We start from the raw sequence: 20,753 nt of genomic DNA on the forward strand, positions 1-20,753 counted from the left end.
GAACGTTAGCCTCTTCGTTGTTCAAAATCTGCCATGAAAGCTACCAGCGCATCGACTGCCTCTTCAGGCACGGCGTTGTAAAGACTGGCACGCATGCCGCCCACGCTGCGGTGACCTTTCAGGTTGAGAAGCCCCGCCTGGTCAGCCTCTTGTAAAAATGCCTTGTCCAGAGCGGCATCGGCCAATACGAAAGGCACGTTCATGCGCGAACGGTTCGCCTTGGCAATCGGATTGCTGTAGAAGTCGCTGGTATCAATGGCGCTATAAAGCTTATCCGCCTTGCGCTGATTGATGACATTCATCGCTTCAAGACCGCCAATATCATCGCGCAGCCACTGAAAGACGAGCCCTGCCAGGTACCAGGCATAGGTTGGCGGCGTGTTGACCATGGAGCCGGCTTCGGCCAGCATTTGATAGTCAAACAGCGAGGGGATATCCGGCTTGGCACGACCCAGCAGATCGTCGCGAACCAGCACCAGCGTCAAGCCCGCTGGGCCAATATTCTTCTGCGCCCCGGCATAGATGACGCCAAAGTCGTCAACCTGCATGGGCTTGGAAAGAATATTGGAAGACATATCGCAGACCAGCGGTACACGCTGGCCGTCAGCACGCGAAACGTGGGGCGTGTAGTCAAACTCCAGGCCACCAATCGTCTCATTGGACGTGTAATGCAGGTAAGCCGCGTCGCGGCTGATATCCAGCGTATCATGCCCAGGTACAGCCGTATGGCCATTGGGTTCGCTGCTGCCGGCTACGTGGCACGCATAGCCAAGCCGCCTGGCTTCACTCAAGGCTTTCTTGCCCCAGATACCCGTCTGGATAAAATTGCCGCTGCCGCCCTGGCCCAGCAGGTTCATGGGCAGCATGGCAAACTGCATGCTCGCCCCGCCTTGCAAGAACAGCACGCGGTAATGATCAGGAACGCTCAGCAACGCGCGGAAATCCGCCTCCGCCTGCTCGGCAATCGCCACGAACTCGTCGCTTCGGTGGCTCATTTCCATAACGGAAAGGCCACGCCCCTGATAATCCACCAGCTCGTTGCGGGCCCTTTCGAGCACCGCAACAGGCAGGGCCGCCGGCCCTGCGCAAAAGTTATAGTGACGCGTCATCGGCCCCAGTATCCTGTGCACTTTCGCTTGCGTTGTCTTCAATCACCTCATCCAGCGCTTCCAGCTCGCTGTCGTCCGGCTCATCAACACGCACGGTTTTAACCAGCTTTTCCTCTTTACCCAGGCGAATCAGCATTACACCCTGAGTATTACGCGATGTCGTGGATACCTCTTCAACCCGCGTACGTACCAGCGTGCCGCGATCGGTAATCAGCATCATTTCATCGGCGTCGTAGACCTGCATGGCGGCCACCAGTGCGCCGTTACGCTCGCTGGTCTGCATGGCGATGACACCTTGGCCACCGCGTCCACGCAGCGGGAACTCTTCCAGGCGCGTGCGCTTGCCATAACCATTTTCACTGGCGGTCAGGATATAGATCTGGCCTTCCGGCTGGGTGCTTTCAACAGCACTCTCAACCGCTTCTTCACCCTCGGCATCCGCTTCGGCATCGATCTGCTGGCTCTTGGGAATGATCAAGCTGATCACTTCACAGCCTTCGGCCAGACGCATGCCGCGTACACCGCGGGCTGTACGCCCCATGGCGCGCACATTGCCTTCTTCAAAGCGAATCGCCTTGCCATTGGAGGAGAGCATCATGGCGTGGTCGGACCCGGAAGTGATCGCGGCACCGACCAGGCGGTCGCCCTCTTCAAGATCGATCGCGATCAGGCCCACGCTACGCGGACGCGAGAACTGCTCGAGACTCGTCCGCTTCACCGTGCCGTTGGCCGTGGCGAAGAAGATATAGTGTTCAGGGTCGTAGTCACGCACCGGCAGGATGGCATTGACCGACTCGCCTTCTTCCAGCGGCAGCATGTTCACCAGCGGCTTGCCACGTGAACCGCGGCTCGCGGCGGGCATTTCGTAAACTTTCAGCCAGTACACCTTGCCGCGGTTGGAGAACAGCAGCACGGTGTCATGGGTCGAGGCCACCAGCAGGTGCTCGATCACGTCTTCATCTTTCATGGACGTGGCCGACTTGCCGCGGCCACCCCGACGCTGCGCCTGATAGTCCGAAAGCGGCTGGGTCTTGGCGTAACCCGAGCGCGATACGGTAACGACCATATCCTCTTCAGCAATCAGGTCTTCCATGGAAAGATCCAGATGGCTTGCCTGAATTTCGGTACGCCGGTCATTGCCGAACTGATCGCGCACGGCATGCAGCTCTTCACGAATGACTTCCATCAAACGGTCAGCGGAGGCCAGTATTTCGGTCAGCTCGGCAATACGCTCAAGAATCGACAGGTATTCGTTAAGCAGCTTCTCGGTTTCCAGCCCCGTCAGACGATGCAGGCGCAGCTCAAGAATTGCCTGAGCCTGGGCTGGCGACAGCCGGTACTCGGTCGCTGACGGATTAAGACCAAAGTGCTCATCAAGCTCTTCAGGCTTGCAGGAAGTCGCCCCCGCTCTTTCGAGCATGGCGGTTACCTGGCCAGGCTGCCACGTTTTCGCCAGCAGCTTCTCCTTGGCTTCGGAAGCACTGGGCGATGCCTTGATCATTTCGATAATGGCATCGATGTTGGAGATAGCGACCGCCAGGCCTTCCAGGATATGGCCACGTTCGCGGGCTTTCTTGAGTTCGAACAGCGTTCGCCGGGTAACCACCTCTCGGCGGTGACGAATGAACGCTTCCAGCATTTCCTTGAGGTTCAGGGTACGCGGCTGGCCGTTCTCGAGCGCCACCATGTTGATACCGAACACGTTTTGCAGCTGGGTCTGGGCAAACAGGTTGTTGACCACGACTTCGCCGGACTCGCCGCGCTTGATCTCGATGACAACGCGCAAGCCGTCCTTATCGGATTCATCGCGCAGCTCGGCAATGCCTTCGATCTTCTTCTCTTTGACCAGCTCGGCGATTTTCTCGATCAGCCGCGCCTTGTTCACCTGATAAGGCAGCTCGGTGATGATGATGTGGTCGCGGCCAGTCTTGTCATGGTGTTCGATGGTATGGCAGGCGCGCACATAGATGCGCCCACGCCCGGTGCGATAGGCATCCAGAATGCCTGCACGCCCGTTGATGATACCGCCAGTGGGGAAGTCAGGACCCGGGATATACTCCATCAGGTCATCCACGGACAGCGTGTAGTCGTCGATCAGCGCCAGACAGCCATCGATGACTTCACGCATGTTGTGCGGAGGAATATTGGTCGCCATGCCTACCGCGATGCCCGACGAGCCGTTGATCAGCAGGTTGGGCACCTTGGTGGGTAGTACGGCCGGGATACGTTCGGTACCGTCGTAGTTGTCGACCCAATCCACGGTATCCTTTTCAAGATCCGCGAGCAGCTCGTGCGCTAGACGCGACATGCGCACTTCGGTGTAACGCATGGCGGCGGCATTATCGCCGTCGATGGAGCCGAAGTTGCCCTGGCCGTCGACCAGCACATGGCGCATCGAGAAGTGCTGCGCCATACGTACGATGGTGTCGTAAACCGCGCTATCACCATGCGGGTGATATTTACCGATGACATCGCCGACCACACGTGCCGACTTCTTGTACGGTTTATTCCAGTCATTGCCCAGTTCGTGCATGGCAAACAGCACACGCCGGTGAACCGGTTTCAGCCCGTCGCGCACGTCAGGCAGCGCGCGGCCGATAATGACACTCATCGCATAGTCGAGGTACGACTGTTTGAGCTCGTCTTCAATATTGACGGGCAAGATTTCTCTGGCGATGTCACCCATGAAAGTCAGATCCTTTGCACTGCATTGGCACTGCGAGAGTTGAAAGCGCTTAAAATACCGCCTTTTAGCAGAACCTCAAGGCGGCGCGCAGATACCCCTACATCATACCACTGCATCCGCGGCAAGGGCAGTCAGGGACTCACGCATTGCTGATTAAGGCGTAAATTGCTCCTTGGCAAGCACTAGCCGGTCAAGCGTCTGCCTGAGCTCTCCTTCAATGGCCACCGCCTTGTTGGCCTTCATGTCCAGAAGCACGAAGGTAAGATCCGCCTGGGCAATCAGTGTACCGTCGCTTCTATAGATACGGTGATGGCAAAGGGCGCTACGCTCACCCACCTCCACCATGCCGGTAAGCACACTAAGATCATCGCCGTGTCCGGCGGCAGCGCGATAGTCGATGTTCAGATTGACCACGACAAAGGCGCGCCCGGCTTGATGAAGCTCGCTCATCAAGCCGGGATGTTCATCAAAGAATGCCCAGCGGCCCTCCTCCATGAACTCGAGATAGCGGGCATTATTGACGTGCTGATAGACATCCAGATGATAGCCGCGAACGCGTAGCGCCACGCGTGAAAGCCCCTCGGACATAATTTCTTCTCCCTGAAAACATGATGACGATAGCGGGTTTACCCACCATGACGTCAATCAAACACAAGTTTGAAACACATACAATAAGCGCATGGGAGGTAAGGAGCTGGCAGGAATGCCCGGCTTTCGACATAATGTGCCACCTTTTGGATAGGACTGGTGACATGTGGTTTAAGCACCTGCATTTATATCGCCTGCACGGCGCCCCCGAGCTCGACAGCACAACCCTGACCGATGCTCTCGATGCGCATGCAGCCAAACCGCTGGGCACGGCGGATGCGCGCCGCCTGGGCTGGACGGCGCCCGCCGGCCGCCTTGGCGGTGGCCAGCTGCTGCACGAGATACAGGGCCACCGTTTGCTTTCGGTACTGCGCCAGGAGCGCCTGCTGCCCGCCTCGGTCGTCAAGGAAGAGGTGGATGAACAGGTGGCCGATATAGAGGCACGCGAAGGCCGCAAGGTAACCCGCAAGGAAAAAACCGCGCTGAAGGAGCAGGTAACTGAAGAGCTGCTGCCCCGAGCCTTTATCCGTAGCCAGAAAGTCGATCTCTGGTGGGATACGCGCCGCCAGTTGATAGGTATCAATGCAAGCTCACGCACGCGTGCCGAAGACGTCCTGGATCTGCTGCGCGAAACCCTGGGTAGTTTGAAGGCTACGCCGCTCTCCTCCCAGACACTGCCGATTCGCGCCATGACCACCTGGCTTGGCGACCCGGCAAGCCGTCCGGCGGATCTTCAGCTTGGCGATCAAGTCGAACTCAAGGCCAAGGGCGATGACGGCGTACTGCGCGCGCGCCAGGTGGATCTGGACAGCGACGAGATTCAGCAGCTGCTCGAAAGCGGCCGTCAGGCCAGCAAGCTCGCCGTGAGCCTCGAAGGTCGGTTAAGCTTCGTGCTGCATGATGACCTGGCGCTCAAGTCGCTGCGTTTTGGCGATGCCTTGATTGAAGAAGCGGACCATGCCGATGATGGCGACGACGCGCTTGCTCGGCTTGAAACCGACTTTATTTTAATGGCCCAAGCGCTATCTGATGATATCGTCCGCCTGATAGAGTGGCTGGATGGTGAAAACAAGCAGGAACCTGCTGAGCCCTCAGGCCACTAACGCTTTGATGCTGCCATGAATCGTTTTTTACTGTTTATCATCCAACGGATCGCATGAATCATCACAACGACGCAACCAACGCTCTCACTACCACCGATCCGTGGGCGGATATACGCCCCTATGCGGATAGCGAAGTGGCTGATGTCCTTGCACGTCTGGCCCGCGACAGCGAGCTATTGGATGCGCTCACCCGTTTTCGGCTGCCGCGCCTGGCCCGCTGGATGCCGTCGCTTGCTCGCACGCTTGCAAGTCGGGCCATTCAACGTGAAGTAAAAGGGGTTACCTCGGTACGCGATTTTCAGATGCGCATTGCCACCTATATGGAGCGCATGATTCGCACGACCACCGATGCGTTTGAGGTATCCGGGCTTGACAAGCTCGACCCGGAAAGTGCCTATCTCTTCATTGGCAATCACCGTGATATATCGCTTGATCCGGCGTTTGTGAACTATGCGCTTTATCAGGCGGACCGCGACACGGTACGTATCGCCATTGGCGATAACCTGCTTAAAAAGCCTTATGTCACCGACCTGATGCGGCTCAACAAAAGCTTCATCGTACCCCGCAGCGCACGCGGCAAACGGGCCATGCTGGCGGCCTATCAGCAGCTCTCGGCCTATATTCGTCATTCAATTACCGATGACCAGCACTCCATCTGGATGGCTCAGCGTGAGGGACGGGCCAAGAATGGCATCGACCGTACCGACCCGGCCATCATCAAGATGCTGACCATGGCCAAGCGAAATGCCGAGCGAGACATGGTATTTGGCGAAGCGGTAGCCGAGCTCAAGCTCGTGCCGGTTTCGATCAGCTATGAATACGACCCCTGTGATGTACAAAAAGCCCAGGAGCTTCACGACCTGGCAACGCAGGGCAGCTACGCCAAAAGCGAATTTGAAGATATCCGCTCGATTGTCGCCGGCATTACCGGTGATAAGGGTCGGGTTCAATTGCGCTTTGGCACGCCCATCGGGGTAGATATGGCAACGCCAGACGAAGTGGCCGGTGAAATCGACCGCCAGGTGATCGGCGGCTACCGTCTGTATCCCAGCCACTACCTGGCACTTGAAGCGCTAGGCGAAGCGCCGGAGCTGGTGGCCCGCAAGACGATTACCCGGCAGGATCGCGAGCGCTTCAAGGCACGCCTTGAAAACGTACCCGAAGCACTGCGTCCCTACTGGTTATTGCAATACGCCAACCCGGTCAAGCACAAGGCGGGCCGCCTGACGCTCAAGTAATCGCGCCGCCGATACAGCCAGCAGGCGAGTCATGCCTGCGGCACCAAAAAATGCTATGGTCAATGCATTGACCGGCTTCGCTGGCGCATTCACAAGCGCGGCGTCAAGGAGAACCTCATGTCTGCATCAGAAATTCAAAAGTCGCGTATTATTAACGAGCTGCGCGGTTTTATCCGCAAACTGCTTCAAGATCCCGAGATACTTGAACAGTCATTGGTCATCGCTCGCCAAGAGCTCGGCGAGGGCAGCAGCCCCGCCGCCATGGCCCGGATCGCCAACGAGATATCCAACACCACCAGCGTGCATATCCCGGAAGACCCGGCCGAACATTCAGAGGCTGACAAGCTGTTTCTGGAGCTCTTGAAAGAAGTCGTTCAGGAAGAGCAGGCGCTTTACTAGCCGCCCCAAAACGCCAGCAGGACATCCTGCAACGTCGCGCTCATTGCGGTGTCGGCCTGAGGCCGACTACTTCGCTGTCTTACCGTTATCGCCCAATTGGAATTAGCACTCACCATGTCCAACTCTGCCACGCGCAACATTCTGGTGACCAGCGCGCTCCCCTACGCCAACGGAGCCATTCACCTTGGTCACCTGCTTGAATATATCCAAACCGATATCTGGGTACGTTTTCAGAAGAGCCGTGGCCAGCAGTGCTACTACGTGTGCGCCGACGATGCCCATGGCACCGCCATCATGCTGCGTGCTGAACAGGAAGGCATCACACCAGAGGCACTGATCGACCGGGTTTCTCACGATCATCAGGCAGATTTCGCCCGCTTTGGCGTGGGGTTTGACAACTATCACTCTACCCACTCGGAAGAGAACCGCCACTTCAGCGAGCTGATCTACACGCGTCTGCGCGACAAGGGCCACATTGCTACCCGCGATATCGAGCAGATGTATGACCCGCAAAAAGGGCTGTTCCTGGCCGACCGCTTCATCAAGGGCACCTGCCCCAAGTGCGGCACCGACGATCAGTATGGCGACAATTGCGAAAAATGCGGGGCCACGTATACGCCTGCCGACCTGATCAATCCGGTATCGGCCATTTCCGGCGCCACGCCGGAAGTGCGCAGCTCGACCCACTACTTCTTCAAGCTGCCCGACTTTGCCGAGTTCTTGCAGGCCTGGATTGACGACGGCCACGTTCAGCCCCAGATCCGCAACAAGCTGATGGAGTGGTTCGAATCCGGTTTCAACGAGTGGGATATCTCACGCGATGCGCCCTACTTCGGGTTTGAAATTCCCGATGCACCAGGCAAGTACTTCTATGTCTGGCTGGACGCGCCGATCGGTTACCTGGCCAGCTTCAAGAACCTGTGCGATCGTGAAGGCATCGACTTCGACCGTTACTGGAACAAGGATTCCGACGCCGAGGTATATCACTTCATCGGCAAGGACATCGTCTATTTCCACGCCCTTTTCTGGCCGGCCATGCTGCATGGTGCCGAACTGCGCACGCCCACCGCCGTCAACTGCCACGGGTTCTTGACCGTCGATGGCGCCAAGATGTCGAAGTCCCGTGGCACCTTCATCAAGGCCGCCACCTACGCCGATCACCTCAACCCCGAGTACTTGCGCTACTACTTTGCCGCCAAGCTGACGTCCAAGGTGGATGATCTGGATCTCAACCTTGACGACTTCGCCGCCCGGGTCAATTCAGACCTTGTTGGCAAGGTGGTCAATATCGCCAGTCGCTGCGCCGGGTTTGTGAAAAAACTGGGCGGCGGCACGCTTTCTGCCCACTGCGCCGAGCCGCAGATGCTCGCGCGATTCATTGCCGCGGGTGATGACATTGCCGAAGATTTCGAGGCCCGAGAATTCAGTCGCGCCATGCGCAAGATCATGGAGCTGGCCGACGAGGCAAACACCTACATCGCTGAAAAAGAGCCTTGGGCGCTTGCCAAGCAGGATGGCCGTGACGAAGAGGTGCTCGAAATCTGCTCGGTGGGCATCAATCTGTTCCGCCAGTTGATGGTGTACCTGGCGCCGGTGGTACCCGCCATGGCAGCCCAGGCCCAGGCGTTCTTGAAGCTCGAGTCGATGCAGTGGGAAAGCCGTCATGGCATTTTGACCCATCACCCGGTCGAGAAATTCAAGCCGCTGATGACCCGCGTGGAGCGCGACAAGATCGACGCCATGATCGAAGCTTCGAAGGAGGACCTGGTGGAAGAGCAGAAGCTTAAACAAGCTCCCAAAGGCCCGCTGGCGGAAGAGCCGATTGCCGGTGAAATCGGCTTTGACGATTTTGCCAAGGTCGATCTGCGCATTGCCCGTATCACCAAGGCCCAATACGTTGAGGGCGCCGATAAACTGCTTCAGCTGACCTTGGATCTTGGCGGTGAAACGCGCAACGTTTTCTCGGGCATTCGTAGTGCCTATGCCCCGGAAGCGCTTGAAGGCCGCCTGACCGTGATGGTCGCCAATCTGGCGCCGCGTAAAATGCGCTTCGGGCTTTCAGAAGGCATGGTTCTCGCTTCGGCCAACAAGGAGGGAATCTACCTGCTTTCGCCTGATACTGGCGCAGAACCTGGACAACGTGTAATGTAGCCAGCGCTTTAAGCACTGACAGGAGGGGTAGAGACAATCAGGCTCTACCCCTTTTTTGATTATTTTCCTCAACTTGCGCTCCTCCAAGACGTCCCCGTTCAGGCCCACTTATGCTCCGGCACTTCTCTCGATCACTGCGTTTTCAATTCTTAATCGCGCTGAGTGGTGTGCTTTTGCTCGCTCTTTGTTCATTGGGCGCCATGAGCAAATGGATCATTTTCCCCGCCCTGCACAAGGAGGAGCGTGGCATCATCAGCCAGGAGCTCAAGCGTGTTGAGCGAAGCCTGGCGCTGGCCCAGCAGGAGCTGCTGGCCCAGGCCAGGGACTGGGCCAACTGGGACGACACCTACGAATTTGTCCAGGGCAATTATTCGCGCTACCGCGAGGTGAATTTCAGCCCCGAAATGATGCAGGAGATGCGCTACCAGCTGATTGCGTTTTTCGATGCCAGTGGCGACATCTACTTTCTTTCCGGGCTGGCGCCGGATACCGGTGAATACACCACCTGCACACGCACGCTTGGCAACTGTGCCTGGATGTCACCCTATATCGACAGTATCCAGCTCTCCTTGGAAGATTCGTCCGATCAGCAGCGCTATCTTTTCCCTGGCGCAAGCTCGCCAGCAATGGTCGCCGTAACACCGATTGTGCGAACCGATGGTAGTGGGCCAAGCGTTGGCTGGCTTGCCAAGGTCCGTCTGATGAATGAGGAATGGATTGCGCAGATGGAAGCCGTGACCGGCCTGCCGATTACCATCGAGCAGCTGCCCAGTTCGCAGATAGAGCCAATGACCACCATCGAAGGCGATACCATATACGCCCAGCATCTGCTGCCGACCAATGTACCGGCCATCAACATTTCAATTGGTACCCAGCTGAACCGCACCCACTATCTGGCAAGCCTTGATACCATTCGTTACGTGCTGATCTGGACCGCCTGCCTCATGCTGTTCGTGATCGGATTCGTGCTCTGGCTGATGGAGCGGATAATTCTCAGACCGCTGAAGGCGCTGTCGGTTTTTGCCAGGCAGGCCTCGGGGGAAGATACGCGTCTCGATTCGGCACTGCTGTGCCAGCGTAGCGATGAGATCGGCATTCTGGCACGCAGCTTCGAGCAGCAGCTGACCCGCCAGCGAGAGCTCAATGCCGAGCTTCTCAACCTATCAACCCATGATGCTCTGACCGGGCTACCCAATCGACGCCTGTTCGATCAGGAGCTTCAGGCCGCCATCCATGAAACCGAGGCTCGATCACAGCCACTGGCCGTCATGATGCTGGACATTGATCATTTCAAACTGTTTAACGATCACTACGGCCACCAGAAAGGTGACGAGTGCCTGCAGCAGGTGGCCCTGGCACTTCAGAACGTAGCTGCCAGCCATAACTTCCTAATCGCCCGCACCGGTGGCGAAGAGTTTAGTGCGCTGCTGCCCAACATATCGGCCAACACGGCCAAACAGATCGGCTATCAATTACACCGCACGGTAGATCAGCTGAAATTGCCCCACAAGGCCTCGCCCGTGGCGCCCCATGTTACTATCAGCGTGGGTATCGGCTCGCTGGACGACAGCAGCGATATCTCGCCGACTGCACTGATGAGCACGGCCGATCAGGCCCTGTATCGCGCCAAGGCAGCAGGTCGTCATCAAGTGATGGTATTTACCCCACCAACTTCCAGTGCGTCTGCCTATACGCACGATACGCCGCTATGAGTGAACTTTTTATCATCTTGATCAGCACCGCGCTGGTCAATAATTTCGTTCTGGTCCAGTTTCTGGGCCTTTGCCCCTTCATGGGGGTGTCCAACAAGCTGGAGTCGGCCATGGGCATGTCCCTGGCCACCACCTTTGTACTTACGCTCGCTTCGGCGGCAAGCTACGTAGTGTATTACGGCCTGCTGGTGCCGCTGGAGATCACTTATCTGCGCACTATCAGCTTTATCGTAGTGATCGCCGCGGTAGTGCAGTTTACTGAAATCATGGTGCGCCACTTGAGCCCGCTGCTGCACCAGGTGCTGGGGATTTTCCTGCCACTGATCACCACCAACTGCGCCGTACTGGGTGTCGCACTGCTATCGCTGAATCGCGAGCTGAGCTTTTTTCATACCACGCTTTACGGATTGGGCGCAGCCCTTGGTTTTTCGCTGATCCTGGTCCTGTTTGCCGCCATGCGCGAACGGCTGGCCGGGGCGGATATTCCCAGGCCGTTTCGAGGCGCCGCCATTGCCATGGTCACTGCCAGCCTGATGTCGCTTGCTTTTCTCGGTTTTTCCGGCTTGACCCAGGGGTAATTCAATACCATGAGTGATGCGGTTTCCCTTTGGGGCATTATCAGTGCCATTGGCATTCTTACCGGCCTGGGCGTCGGCTTTGGTGCCTTGTTAGGTGCGGTCAGCGAGCGCTTCAAGGGCGATGCCCACCCGCTGGTCGATCAGATTGATGCGCTGCTGCCGCAGACTCAGTGCGGTCAGTGCGGCTACCCTGGGTGCCGCCCCTATGCCGAGGCCATCAATGAAGGCGACGCCCTCAACAAGTGCCCCCCAGGCGGCGATGCAACCATTCAGGCGCTCGCCGATTTGCTGGGCCGCGAAGCCGAGCCGCTCGATGGTGACGCGCCTGAAGAAAATCGGGTGGCCTTCATACGTGAGGCGGAATGCATTGGCTGCACCAAATGCATTCAGGCCTGCCCGGTGGACGCGATTATTGGCGCCGCCAAGCAGATGCATACCGTCATCGAAGACGAGTGTACCGGTTGCGACCTGTGCGTTGACCCCTGCCCGGTGGACTGTATTGATATGCGGCCGAGAAGCGCGCCGCTTACCCAGTGGCAGCCGGTCATGCCCTTCACCGCCAGCGTCATTACCAGCGACCGCAGCCCGGCCGGAGGAAACTGAATGGCGCTTACCTTTGATTATCAAGGCGGCATCTACCCGCCCGAGCGTAAATCTCGCTCAAGTCAGGCATCCCTTCAGTATGCTCCGTTACCGGCAAGAGTAACTCTGCCACTGCGTCAGCACAGCGGGCGCCCTGCCACTGCCTGCGTTACCCCGGGTCAGCATGTGCAGGTGGGCACGCTGATTGCCAGGCGCGACGGGCTTATATCGGCTGATGTGCACGCCAGCATCAGCGGCACCGTGACCCAGGTAAGCGAGCACGCCATTCAGATCGAAAGTGACAATCTGGATACCCGGCAACCGCTTGCCCCGCTTGATTGGCGCGAGACGGATGCACTTACCCTACTTGCTCGCCTGGATGAAAGCGGCGTGGTGGGCCTTGGCGGGGCCGGCTTTCCCACCCAAGTGAAGGCGCGCGTCATCGAGCGCCACGCTATCGATACGCTGATCATCAACGCCGCCGAGTGCGAACCCTATATCACCGCCGATGACATCACCCTGCAGCGCTACCCAGGCGAAGTGCTTGAAGGCGCGCAGTTGATGGCATCGCTGTGCGGCGCCGGGCAGATCGTTATCGGTATCGAGGATAACAAGCCCGAGGCCATTGCTGCACTGAAGCAGGCCATTACCCAGAGCCGGCCCGCCCCTATAACGCTTGGGGTGATTCCAATCCGCTACCCAAGCGGCAGTGAAAAGCTTCTGATCAAGACGCTGTTGAACCGCACGGTGCCAAGCCTTGGCCTGCCGGCGGATGTTGGCGTGCTGTGCCATAACCCCGGCACCCTGCTGGCGGCACTTCAGGCAGTCAGAGACGGCCAGCCACTGGTACAGCGGGTGGTGACGCTGACCGGCGAAGCGATCAGCCGGCCAGGCAATTACTGGGTGCGCCTGGGCACACCGATAGATGAGCTGCTGGCTTACGCAGGCCTTGAACGCTCCCGACTGGACAAGGTGGTTCAGGGTGGCCCGATGATGGGCAGCACGCTTGAAACCTTGAGCGCGCCAGCAACCAAGACGACCAACTGCCTGATTGCCGCCACCCAGTCAGAGCTTCCACCGGCACCGCCCGCCTCGCCGTGCATTCGCTGCGGGGCCTGTGAAAACGTCTGCCCCGTCCAGCTGCTTCCCCAGCAGTTGCACTGGTATGCCCGCGCTCAGGAAGACGACAAGCTCGAGCGTTATCACCTGTTTGACTGCATCGAATGCGGCGCCTGTAGCTACGTCTGCCCCAGCCATATCCCGCTGGTGGATGATTACCGCGAAGCGAAAAGCCGCCTGCGTCACCAGCGGATCGAAGCCGCCAAGGCGGACCATGCCAAGCATCGCTTCGAGTTTCGTCAGGCCCGCCTGGCCCGTGAAGAAGCCGAGAAACAGGCGCGCCGGCACGCCCGCCAGGCGCAGAACAGGCCCGGTGCAGCTTCAAGTACCGAGGCCACGGCCGCGCCCCAGGCGGATCTGCGCAGCCTGCGTATTGCCCAGACGGCCGCCAAGGCGGCCGTGCGAAAAGCCGAGAAGGTGCTCGCCCGCGAGGCCCAGCAGGCGCCCAATGAATCTCACGAGGATCTGGAAATGCAGCTGGCAACCGCTCGGGAAAACCTCAAAGCCGCCGACTTACAGTTGGCTCAGGCCCGGCAGAGCGCCTCTGCACCGGAGGAGTCCCCATGAGCATGCTGCACGCTTCACAGGCAACTGACGCCCCCGTATCCATGACAAGCACTTCGCCGACCGCGCCACTGATGCGTTGGGTAATGGCGGCAACGCTGCCCGGCATCATCGCCATGACCGCCTGGTTCGGCCTTGGCGTGCTGAGCAATATCGTGCTCGCCGCCGCCTTTGGCCTGCTGCTTGAAAGTGTCGTGTTGCGCCTGAGAAAGCGCCCGGTTGTGCCCGCACTGAACGACTCAAGCGCGCTGCTGACCGGGGTACTGCTGGGTGCTTCGCTGCCACCGGCCAGCCCCTGGTGGCTGATAGGCGTCGGCATGGTAGCCGCCGTGGTCATTGCCAAGCAGCTATATGGTGGTCTGGGGCATAACCCTTTCAACCCCGCCATGGTGGGCTACGCGCTTTTACTGGTTTCGTTTCCCGCCTACATGACGCTTTGGGCCCCACCCCAGCCGTTGATTAGTGACACACTCTGGGCGCAGATCATGGGCACCTTGCCGGCCACCCAGATTGATGCGTTGAGCGGGGCCACGCCGCTGGATGCGTTCAAGCAGAAGGCTGACGGCCTTTCTGCGGCCCAATTCTGGGCAAGCGACCCGCTGCCTGCCGGCACGCTGAATGCCTGGCGGATGATCAGCCTGGCCTGGCTGGCGGGGGGTATCCTGCTGCTGGCCAAGCGGATTATCAGTTGGCACATTCCCGCTGCCCTGCTCGGCAGCATGCTGATACTGGCCGCGCTGTTCCATCTGCTGGACGCCGACCAGTTTGCCTCACCCACGCTTCATCTGCTGACCGGGGCGACGCTGTTCGGCGCCTTCTTTATTGCCACCGACCCGGTATCGGCAGCCACCAGTCGGCGTGGCAAGCTCTTGTACGGCGCGGGCATCGGCATACTGATCGTCGTTATCCGCAACCTGGGCGGCTATCCAGACGCCGTTGCCTTTGGCGTCTTGTTGATGAACCTCTGCGTGCCGCTGATCGATCTCTACACGGTGCCACGTCCCCAAGGCCACTACCGAGGAGTGCCGTGATGACGCCGATGAGCGCCATGCGGCGCGGCGCACTGACGCTGGGGATCTTTGCCCTGATCACCGCAGGCAGCGTGGCGCTTACTCGGGCACTGACCGCCGAGCGCATCAGCGAGCACCGCGAGGCTTACCAGCACCGGCAATTGCAGGCAGTGCTGCCTCAGGCCATGGCCGACATTCCCACTGCCGAGCTTCTGAACGGCACTTTTGCCCTGCCCGCACCAGCCGCACTCGGGCATCGCGGGCCAGCCACCGGCTGGCGAATAAGCCGTGAGGAGGGCCAGGCCATCGTTCTGCCGGTCATTACCCGCCAAGGCTACAGTGGAGAGATCGATTTGCTGGTCGGCATGCAGCTAGAGCCCGACGGACAGCCGCGTATCAGCGGGGTGCGCGTGACCTATCATCAGGAGACGCCGGGACTTGGCGACCGGATAGAAGCACAGCGCAGCGATTGGATAACACGCTTTAACGGGCTGCGGCTTGATGATCTGCCACCCGATGGCTGGGCCGTCAAAAAAGACGGCGGTCAGTTTGATGGCTTCACCGGCGCCACCATTACTCCGCGTGCAGTGATTCAGGCAGTATATGGCGCTTTACAGTACGCCGAGCGTTTACCGCCACCTGCCCCCGAACAGGAGCCAGCGTCATGAGCCAGTGGCCTACGCTTACCCGTCAGGGTCTTTGGAACAATAACCCAGCGCTGGTGCAGCTCTTGGGGCTTTGTCCTCTGCTTGCGGTCAGTACTACCGTGGTCAACTCGCTAGGGCTTGCCCTGGCCACGCTGTTCGTGATGGTAGGCTCCAGCACGGCGGTATCCCTGGTACGTCATCAGGTGCCAAATGCCGTGCGGCTGCCCGCTTTTGTCATGATCATCGCAGCCTTTGTTACCTGTGCCGAGCTGCTCATGGCCGCCTACGCCTATCCGCTCTATCAGCTTCTGGGCATCTTCATTCCGCTGATCGTGACCAACTGCGCGATTCTCGGCCGCGCCGATGCGTTTGCCTCGCGCCAGCCGGTAGGTCTCGCGGCTCTTGACGGCCTGATGATGGGCCTGGGATTCGGCATCGTGCTGGTGGTACTGGGCGGCCTGCGCGAGCTACTGGGACAGGGCACCCTGTTCAGTGATATGGCACTGCTGCTGGGCCCGATGGCCGAGGGCTGGCAGTTGACGCTGGCAAAGGACTACCAGTTTCTATTTTTTGTCCTGCCGCCCGGGGCTTTTTTCGTGGCCGGTATGCTGATTGCGCTGAAAAACGCTATCGATCAGCGCCGTGCCCAGCGGACCCACCCTGTAGTCACCAGCCGCACCGAGCGTCGCGTTCGGGTGACCGGAGTTATCAAGTAACCGTTATCAGGCAACTATCATCAGGTCCTGAAACAGCACCAAAGAGACATGTCATGAATGCCCAGAAGCGCCATGAAATTTTTGCTCGCCTGCAGGCAGCCGACTCGCATCCCACTACTGAGCTCAACTGGACAACGCCCTTTGAGCTGCTGGCGGCGGTGCTGCTCTCGGCTCAGGCAACCGATGTCGGCGTCAACAAGGCAACCGACCGGCTCTACCCCGTTGCCAACACGCCTCAAGCAATCATTGAGCTGGGCATCGAAGGGCTTAAAACGCATATCAAGACCATCGGCCTTTACAATACCAAGGCTGAAAACCTGATGAAGACGTGCCATATTCTGGTGAATCAGCATGACGGCCAAGTACCCGAAACGCGGGAGGCGCTCGAAGCGCTGCCCGGCGTCGGGCGCAAGACCGCCAATGTGATTCTCAATACCGCATTTGGCCAGCCAACGATTGCAGTCGATACGCATATCTTTCGCGTGTCTAACCGTACCGGCATCGCCAAGGGCAAGAATGTGGTTGAAGTCGAACAGAAACTGCTGCGCCATGTCCCCAAGGCATTCAAGCAGGACGCCCATCACTGGCTGATTCTGCACGGCCGTTACACCTGTATTGCGCGCAAGCCGCGCTGCGGCAGCTGCATTATTGAAGACCTGTGCGAATATCCGGATAAAACCGAGCTTGCCTAGCGCTCGGCCAAGATATCCTGATACGCCGCCCGCCAGGCTGGCCACTCCCATTTTTCCGTTTTCAGCCCTAATGGGCGCGTTTCAGGGTCGCTCAGCCAGGCATGCAGGCGCTGATAAAGCCCTTCTGGCGTGCCATCGTAGCGGTACTCGTCAGGGTAAAGCTCAGGGAAACAGAGCCTGTCCGGCACAAGCGGCAAGGCGCCACGCTGGGCGGCTTCCATGATCGCCAGCCCCTGAAACTCGTGCCAAGTCGTTGAAACCACGATACCGGCTGTCGCTAGAAGCTCTCGATAGTCTGATTCCGGCTGCGGCCCCCAGGCAATGATATGCCTTGCAAGCGCCTTCTCAGCCGAAGCGAAGATGGCGGGCACCTTGCGAAAACGCTGGCCCAGCACCGCGAGCTCAAACGCCACTCCCTGCTCACTGAGCGCCATCAGTACGTTGAAGAAATCCTCGGGGTTCTTGTCATACTCCCAACGGTGGTTCCATACGATGCGCCGTGGGTGGGGTTGACCCGCATCTATGTTGCTCAAGGGCGCAAGCGGAACCGGCAGTATTCGGGCACGGCTACGCAGCCCTTCAAGGGGCTTTGCCGCCGGCAGGTTTTCGGGCATTTTTTTCAGAAACACACGCGCGCCCTCAAAGAAAGAGTCGCGATTGTAAGCGGTGTTAAATACCAGGGTATCGGCGGCAAGTGCCGCGTACAGATTGACCATCTTGGCTTCTACTTGCGGCATCTGGTCGCTGGACTCGGGGTAGGCAAACTGGTTTTCATGGAAATAGACGATCTTCCTGGCCCGCCCCAGATGTGGAAAAAGGCCCACCAGCGTTGCCAGGTCTACCATGGAAGTGGCCAGCACGGCGTCATAGGGCTGGCTCAAGGTCTCGTGCTCCTTCAACCACCAGCTCAGCGGATTACCGCGTATCCGCCAGGCAAAATGGCGCGGTGGCAGGCTGAGCGTCTGCCAGGTGACGCCTTCACTATTGGCCATCAGGCTGTTGGCCCAATAGCGGTGGCTGACCGCTTCATAGGCAGAAAGTAGTAGAACGCGCATCGAGTTTCCTGTTGCCCGGTGTTATCACCCGCCGATTCTAGCACGCACAAAATTCACGCAGGCCAAGATGCTATTCACCGCTATTCGGCCAAGGTCGTCTTGGCTCGGTGCTGCCAGCTACCTACACTCTGGGTAACGCAGCACGTTTTCAGCGAACAATCAGAGGTGGGCTCGATGGCAAAAGTGCTGATCGTCGATGATGAGCCTAATATTGTGCTTTCAATCGAATTCTTGATGGAGCAGGCGGGGTTTGAAGTCATCAGCGCCGCCGATGGCGAACAGGCAATTGAGCGTGTGGGCACTGACACACCCGATATTATTCTGCTGGATATCAGCCTGCCCGGCATGAGCGGGTTTGACGTACTTGAAGCGCTACGCAGCCGCCCCACTACCGCCCAACTACCCATCATCATGCTCACCGCCCACGGGCGCGAGGTAGAGCGTGAGAAAGGCGCCGCTCTTGGGGCCAGCGCCTACATCACCAAACCGTTTTCGACCCAAGCGCTGGTCGAGCAGGTTCAGACCCTGCTGGGCGAGAAAACCGCATGACGCGAAAGGGGCTGCCCAAGCGCCAGCGTCTTATCGGTGCCTGGCTGCTGTTGAGCGGTATCAGCCTGCTGGGCGGCGCCCTGTTTGCTGCCTGGCTCGAGAGCCAGTTGATAATTACCGGCGTCTACCGGGCAGTACTGTGGCTGGGGTGCTTTTCAGGCGGTATTACCCTGTTTCTGATGGGGCTGCTGTTTGAACGCATGCTGTTCAAGCCGCTGCGCCAGCTGCAGGCCCAGCTGGCACGCCTGGTCGCCAATCCCGATGCCGACGATGCGGCTGCCCCCGAAGGCTGGCTAAAAGCATTGGGGCCTGACTTGCACCGCGTCGAGCAGAGCTGGCGCAAGGACCGTCAACAGCTGCACAGGGCTCATGCCGAAGGCGCTCGCAGCGCAACGCGGATTCGCAAGGAGCTTGAGGCGCTGCTCCAGATGCTGGAAACCCCGCTGCTGCTCTACGACCGGCATCGCCGCCTGATGCTCTTCAACCAGGCCGCTGAAGCGTTTTTTGACCACGCCCCCGGGCTCGGGCTGGGCAAGCGCCTGGAAGCCCTGTTTCCGTTAGCGAGCATGCAACAAACGCTTGGCCAGCTGCCCAGCAGCGGCACACCGCGTGAGCTGTTGATCCCCTGCGACAACCGCTGGCTCAAGGTCATCATCCGCCATGTGCCGGAAAGCCACGATGAAGTGCTGCTTACCTGCAGCGATGCCACTGCCGCCTGGTCGAGCGAACGCGGTGTACGCGCTGAGCTTGCCCAGGCGTTGACACCACTGCGCCAGCATACGGCAAGCCTTGTCAGCGCCGCAGAAGCGCTCGGCCAAGTGCGTCAGCAGGGTAGCCACGTGGGCTCTTTGCACCAGCGCCTTGAGCAGGTGGTAAGCGAAGAGAGCCTCGCCTTGAGTGACACCGTTACCTGTATTGGCAAGCTGCTGGAATCTCTTCAGCGCCAAGGCGAGCGACTGACGCCTATCTGGTCCAACGACTTCTGGCAGATGCTGGACGACTATCTCGACCCGGCTCACCGCCTGATTACACCTATTGGCCTACCGCTATGGTTCAAGGGCGACGCCCCGGCACTAATGGCGTTGCTCAGTTCGCTGGTTCATCATCTGAGCCACTACATGGCGGGGCGGCTTTTCGAGGGCGAGGTTTCACTGAGCACTCGGCATGTCTATCTGGATGTGATCTGGAAAGGCAAGCCGATTGCGGAGCGCGAGCTGGCCGGCTGGCGACAACAGCGGCTGACTACGCTGCCGCTAAGCCCCAGTGTTGGTGATGTACTGCGCCAGCATGCAAGCGACGTATGGAGCATCCAGGATGCAGACGGAGAGCATGCTCGGCTGCGCCTGCCCCTGCCGTCGGTTGAGCAATCCGGTGCTCCGCGAACAGCGCCGCCGCGGCCGGAGTTTCATGATTTTGGTATTGCTGAGCTGCCCTCGCCGGACACAGCGCTTGCCAGTTGCCCGCTGCGCAGCCTTGAGCTCGTCATCTTTGACACCGAAACCACCGGGCTTGAGCTGCGCAAGGGCGATAGCGTCATCAGCATTGGTGCCTGCCGTATCGTCAATACGCGATTACTGGCAAGCGACACGTTTGATGAATACGTCAACCCTCAAAAGCGCATTCCACAGGCCAGCACGGCCATTCATGGTATTACCGATGAAGATGTCAGCGATGCGCCGCTCCTGCTCCCGGTGCTTGAACGCTTTCGCGATTATATTGGTGACGCTGCGATACTTGCCCATAACGCTGCCTTTGACATGCTCGCCATCAGCCACCAGGGGGTTACCTTCGACATGCCGGTGCTGGATACCCTGCTGATTTCCCGAGCCCTGGATGAGGCGCTGGACGGCCACGACCTCGACAGCCTGGTCAAGCGCTACTGCCTGAATCTGCCTGCCGGCATGCGCCATACGGCGCTTGGGGATGCCCGCGTTACCGCAGAACTCTGGCTTGCCCTGCTGCCGCGCCTTGAAGCCCGGGGTATTTCTACCGTTGAGCAGCTGTTGCACTTTCAAGCCAGTGCCTTTGATCGCGAGGATGCAAACGCCCTATGACGCCCCCTACCCCGCGCCATCGCGAAAGGCTGCTGGCCCTGACGATACTGGCCCTTATTCTCTTCTGCCCACCGCTGCTGCTGGTTGTTGATCGTCTTCCCGCATTGGGCATCGGCTGGCTGCCGGCCTACTTATTGGCTGCCTGGGCGCTGATCATCGGCCTGACCACCTGGCTGATGGAGCGCCCCAAGGGGCGATGAC

At 59.1% G+C, this 20,753-nt stretch carries 19 protein-coding genes; 15 read left to right on the forward strand and 4 right to left on the reverse strand.

Going from position 1 to position 20,753, the window contains the following annotated elements; genetic code table 11:
* Window positions 1–5: 5 nt before the first annotated feature.
* The 3 genes from serC to B0H98_RS05670 form a co-directional block, all read right to left on the reverse strand.
* Complete coding sequence (gene serC / locus B0H98_RS05660; protein ID WP_106374092.1) at window positions 6–1,109, reverse strand: 3-phosphoserine/phosphohydroxythreonine transaminase; 1,104 nt, start codon at window positions 1,107–1,109, stop codon at window positions 6–8.
* Window positions 1,093–3,795 carry a DNA gyrase subunit A gene (gene gyrA, locus B0H98_RS05665; RefSeq protein ID WP_106374093.1) on the reverse strand — a complete coding sequence of 901 codons (2,703 nt, stop codon included), beginning with the start codon at window positions 3,793–3,795 and terminating at the stop codon, window positions 1,093–1,095. Before gyrA ends, serC begins: the two co-directional genes overlap by 17 nt.
* A 153-nt stretch (window positions 3,796–3,948) precedes the next feature.
* Entirely contained in the window at window positions 3,949–4,383 is a 435-nt protein-coding gene (locus tag B0H98_RS05670; protein ID WP_106374094.1) for an acyl-CoA thioesterase, read from the reverse strand.
* Window positions 4,384–4,547: 164 nt separating this feature from the next.
* Here B0H98_RS05670 and B0H98_RS05675 point away from each other — a divergent pair, with 164 nt between their 5' ends.
* The 12 genes from B0H98_RS05675 to nth all read left to right on the forward strand — a co-directional run bounded on the left by B0H98_RS05675 (window position 4,548) and on the right by nth (window position 16,894).
* Complete coding sequence (locus B0H98_RS05675) at window positions 4,548–5,486, forward strand: recombination-associated protein RdgC (RefSeq protein ID WP_106374095.1); 939 nt, start codon at window positions 4,548–4,550, stop codon at window positions 5,484–5,486.
* A 53-nt stretch (window positions 5,487–5,539) separates the two neighbouring features.
* Window positions 5,540–6,724 carry a 1-acyl-sn-glycerol-3-phosphate acyltransferase gene (locus B0H98_RS05680; RefSeq protein WP_106374096.1) on the forward strand — a complete coding sequence of 395 codons (1,185 nt, stop codon included), beginning with the start codon at window positions 5,540–5,542 and terminating at the stop codon, window positions 6,722–6,724.
* Between the two features lie 117 nt (window positions 6,725–6,841).
* Window positions 6,842–7,123, forward strand: a complete 282-nt coding sequence (locus B0H98_RS05685) for a hypothetical protein (protein WP_106374097.1) — start codon at window positions 6,842–6,844, stop codon at window positions 7,121–7,123.
* Between the two features lie 114 nt (window positions 7,124–7,237).
* On the forward strand, window positions 7,238–9,274 hold the full coding sequence (gene metG / locus B0H98_RS05690; RefSeq protein ID WP_106374098.1) for a methionine--tRNA ligase: 2,037 nt from the start codon (window positions 7,238–7,240) through the stop codon (window positions 9,272–9,274).
* A gap of 200 nt (window positions 9,275–9,474) precedes the next feature.
* Window positions 9,475–10,986 carry a sensor domain-containing diguanylate cyclase gene (locus tag B0H98_RS05695; protein ID WP_106374099.1) on the forward strand — a complete coding sequence of 504 codons (1,512 nt, stop codon included), beginning with the start codon at window positions 9,475–9,477 and terminating at the stop codon, window positions 10,984–10,986.
* The gene (gene rsxA, locus B0H98_RS05700; RefSeq protein WP_106374100.1) at window positions 10,983–11,564 is read left to right on the forward strand and encodes an electron transport complex subunit RsxA; all 582 of its coding nucleotides are present in this window, start codon (window positions 10,983–10,985) and stop codon (window positions 11,562–11,564) included. The genes B0H98_RS05695 and rsxA overlap by 4 nt, the downstream gene beginning before the upstream one ends.
* A gap of 9 nt (window positions 11,565–11,573) precedes the next feature.
* Window positions 11,574–12,167 carry an electron transport complex subunit RsxB gene (rsxB, locus tag B0H98_RS05705; RefSeq protein ID WP_106374101.1) on the forward strand — a complete coding sequence of 198 codons (594 nt, stop codon included), beginning with the start codon at window positions 11,574–11,576 and terminating at the stop codon, window positions 12,165–12,167.
* Window positions 12,168–13,832 (forward strand): electron transport complex subunit RsxC, encoded by a 1,665-nt coding sequence (rsxC, locus tag B0H98_RS05710; RefSeq protein WP_106374102.1) that lies wholly within the window; start codon window positions 12,168–12,170, stop codon window positions 13,830–13,832.
* The gene (locus B0H98_RS05715; protein ID WP_106374103.1) at window positions 13,829–14,860 is read left to right on the forward strand and encodes an RnfABCDGE type electron transport complex subunit D; all 1,032 of its coding nucleotides are present in this window, start codon (window positions 13,829–13,831) and stop codon (window positions 14,858–14,860) included. The genes rsxC and B0H98_RS05715 overlap by 4 nt, the downstream gene beginning before the upstream one ends.
* Window positions 14,860–15,507 carry an RnfABCDGE type electron transport complex subunit G gene (locus B0H98_RS05720; protein WP_106374104.1) on the forward strand — a complete coding sequence of 216 codons (648 nt, stop codon included), beginning with the start codon at window positions 14,860–14,862 and terminating at the stop codon, window positions 15,505–15,507. Before B0H98_RS05715 ends, B0H98_RS05720 begins: the two co-directional genes overlap by 1 nt.
* Complete coding sequence (locus tag B0H98_RS05725) at window positions 15,504–16,202, forward strand: electron transport complex subunit E (protein WP_106374105.1); 699 nt, start codon at window positions 15,504–15,506, stop codon at window positions 16,200–16,202. Before B0H98_RS05720 ends, B0H98_RS05725 begins: the two co-directional genes overlap by 4 nt.
* 53 nt (window positions 16,203–16,255) lie before the next feature.
* Complete coding sequence (nth, locus tag B0H98_RS05730) at window positions 16,256–16,894, forward strand: endonuclease III (protein WP_106374106.1); 639 nt, start codon at window positions 16,256–16,258, stop codon at window positions 16,892–16,894.
* On the opposite strand, the gene B0H98_RS05735 is transcribed toward nth, so the two are convergent.
* Window positions 16,891–17,949, reverse strand: a complete 1,059-nt coding sequence (locus tag B0H98_RS05735; protein ID WP_106374107.1) for a tRNA-queuosine alpha-mannosyltransferase domain-containing protein — start codon at window positions 17,947–17,949, stop codon at window positions 16,891–16,893. The genes nth and B0H98_RS05735 overlap by 4 nt on opposite strands.
* Window positions 17,950–18,123: 174 nt before the next feature.
* On the opposite strand from B0H98_RS05735, the gene B0H98_RS05740 reads away from it, so the two are divergent.
* From B0H98_RS05740 to B0H98_RS05750, 3 genes are read left to right on the forward strand one after another with little or no spacing between them, the layout of a single operon-like run.
* On the forward strand, window positions 18,124–18,498 hold the full coding sequence (locus tag B0H98_RS05740) for a response regulator transcription factor (protein WP_106374108.1): 375 nt from the start codon (window positions 18,124–18,126) through the stop codon (window positions 18,496–18,498).
* The gene (locus tag B0H98_RS05745) at window positions 18,495–20,552 is read left to right on the forward strand and encodes a 3'-5' exonuclease (RefSeq protein WP_106374109.1); all 2,058 of its coding nucleotides are present in this window, start codon (window positions 18,495–18,497) and stop codon (window positions 20,550–20,552) included. The genes B0H98_RS05740 and B0H98_RS05745 overlap by 4 nt, the downstream gene beginning before the upstream one ends.
* Window positions 20,549–20,752, forward strand: coding sequence for a hypothetical protein (locus B0H98_RS05750; protein ID WP_106374110.1), 204 nt, complete (start codon window positions 20,549–20,551; stop codon window positions 20,750–20,752). The genes B0H98_RS05745 and B0H98_RS05750 overlap by 4 nt, the downstream gene beginning before the upstream one ends.
* Window position 20,753 lies beyond the last annotated feature (1 nt).

It is taken from the genome of Vreelandella songnenensis, assembly GCF_003002925.1.
GTDB lineage: Bacteria > Pseudomonadota > Gammaproteobacteria > Pseudomonadales > Halomonadaceae > Vreelandella > Vreelandella songnenensis.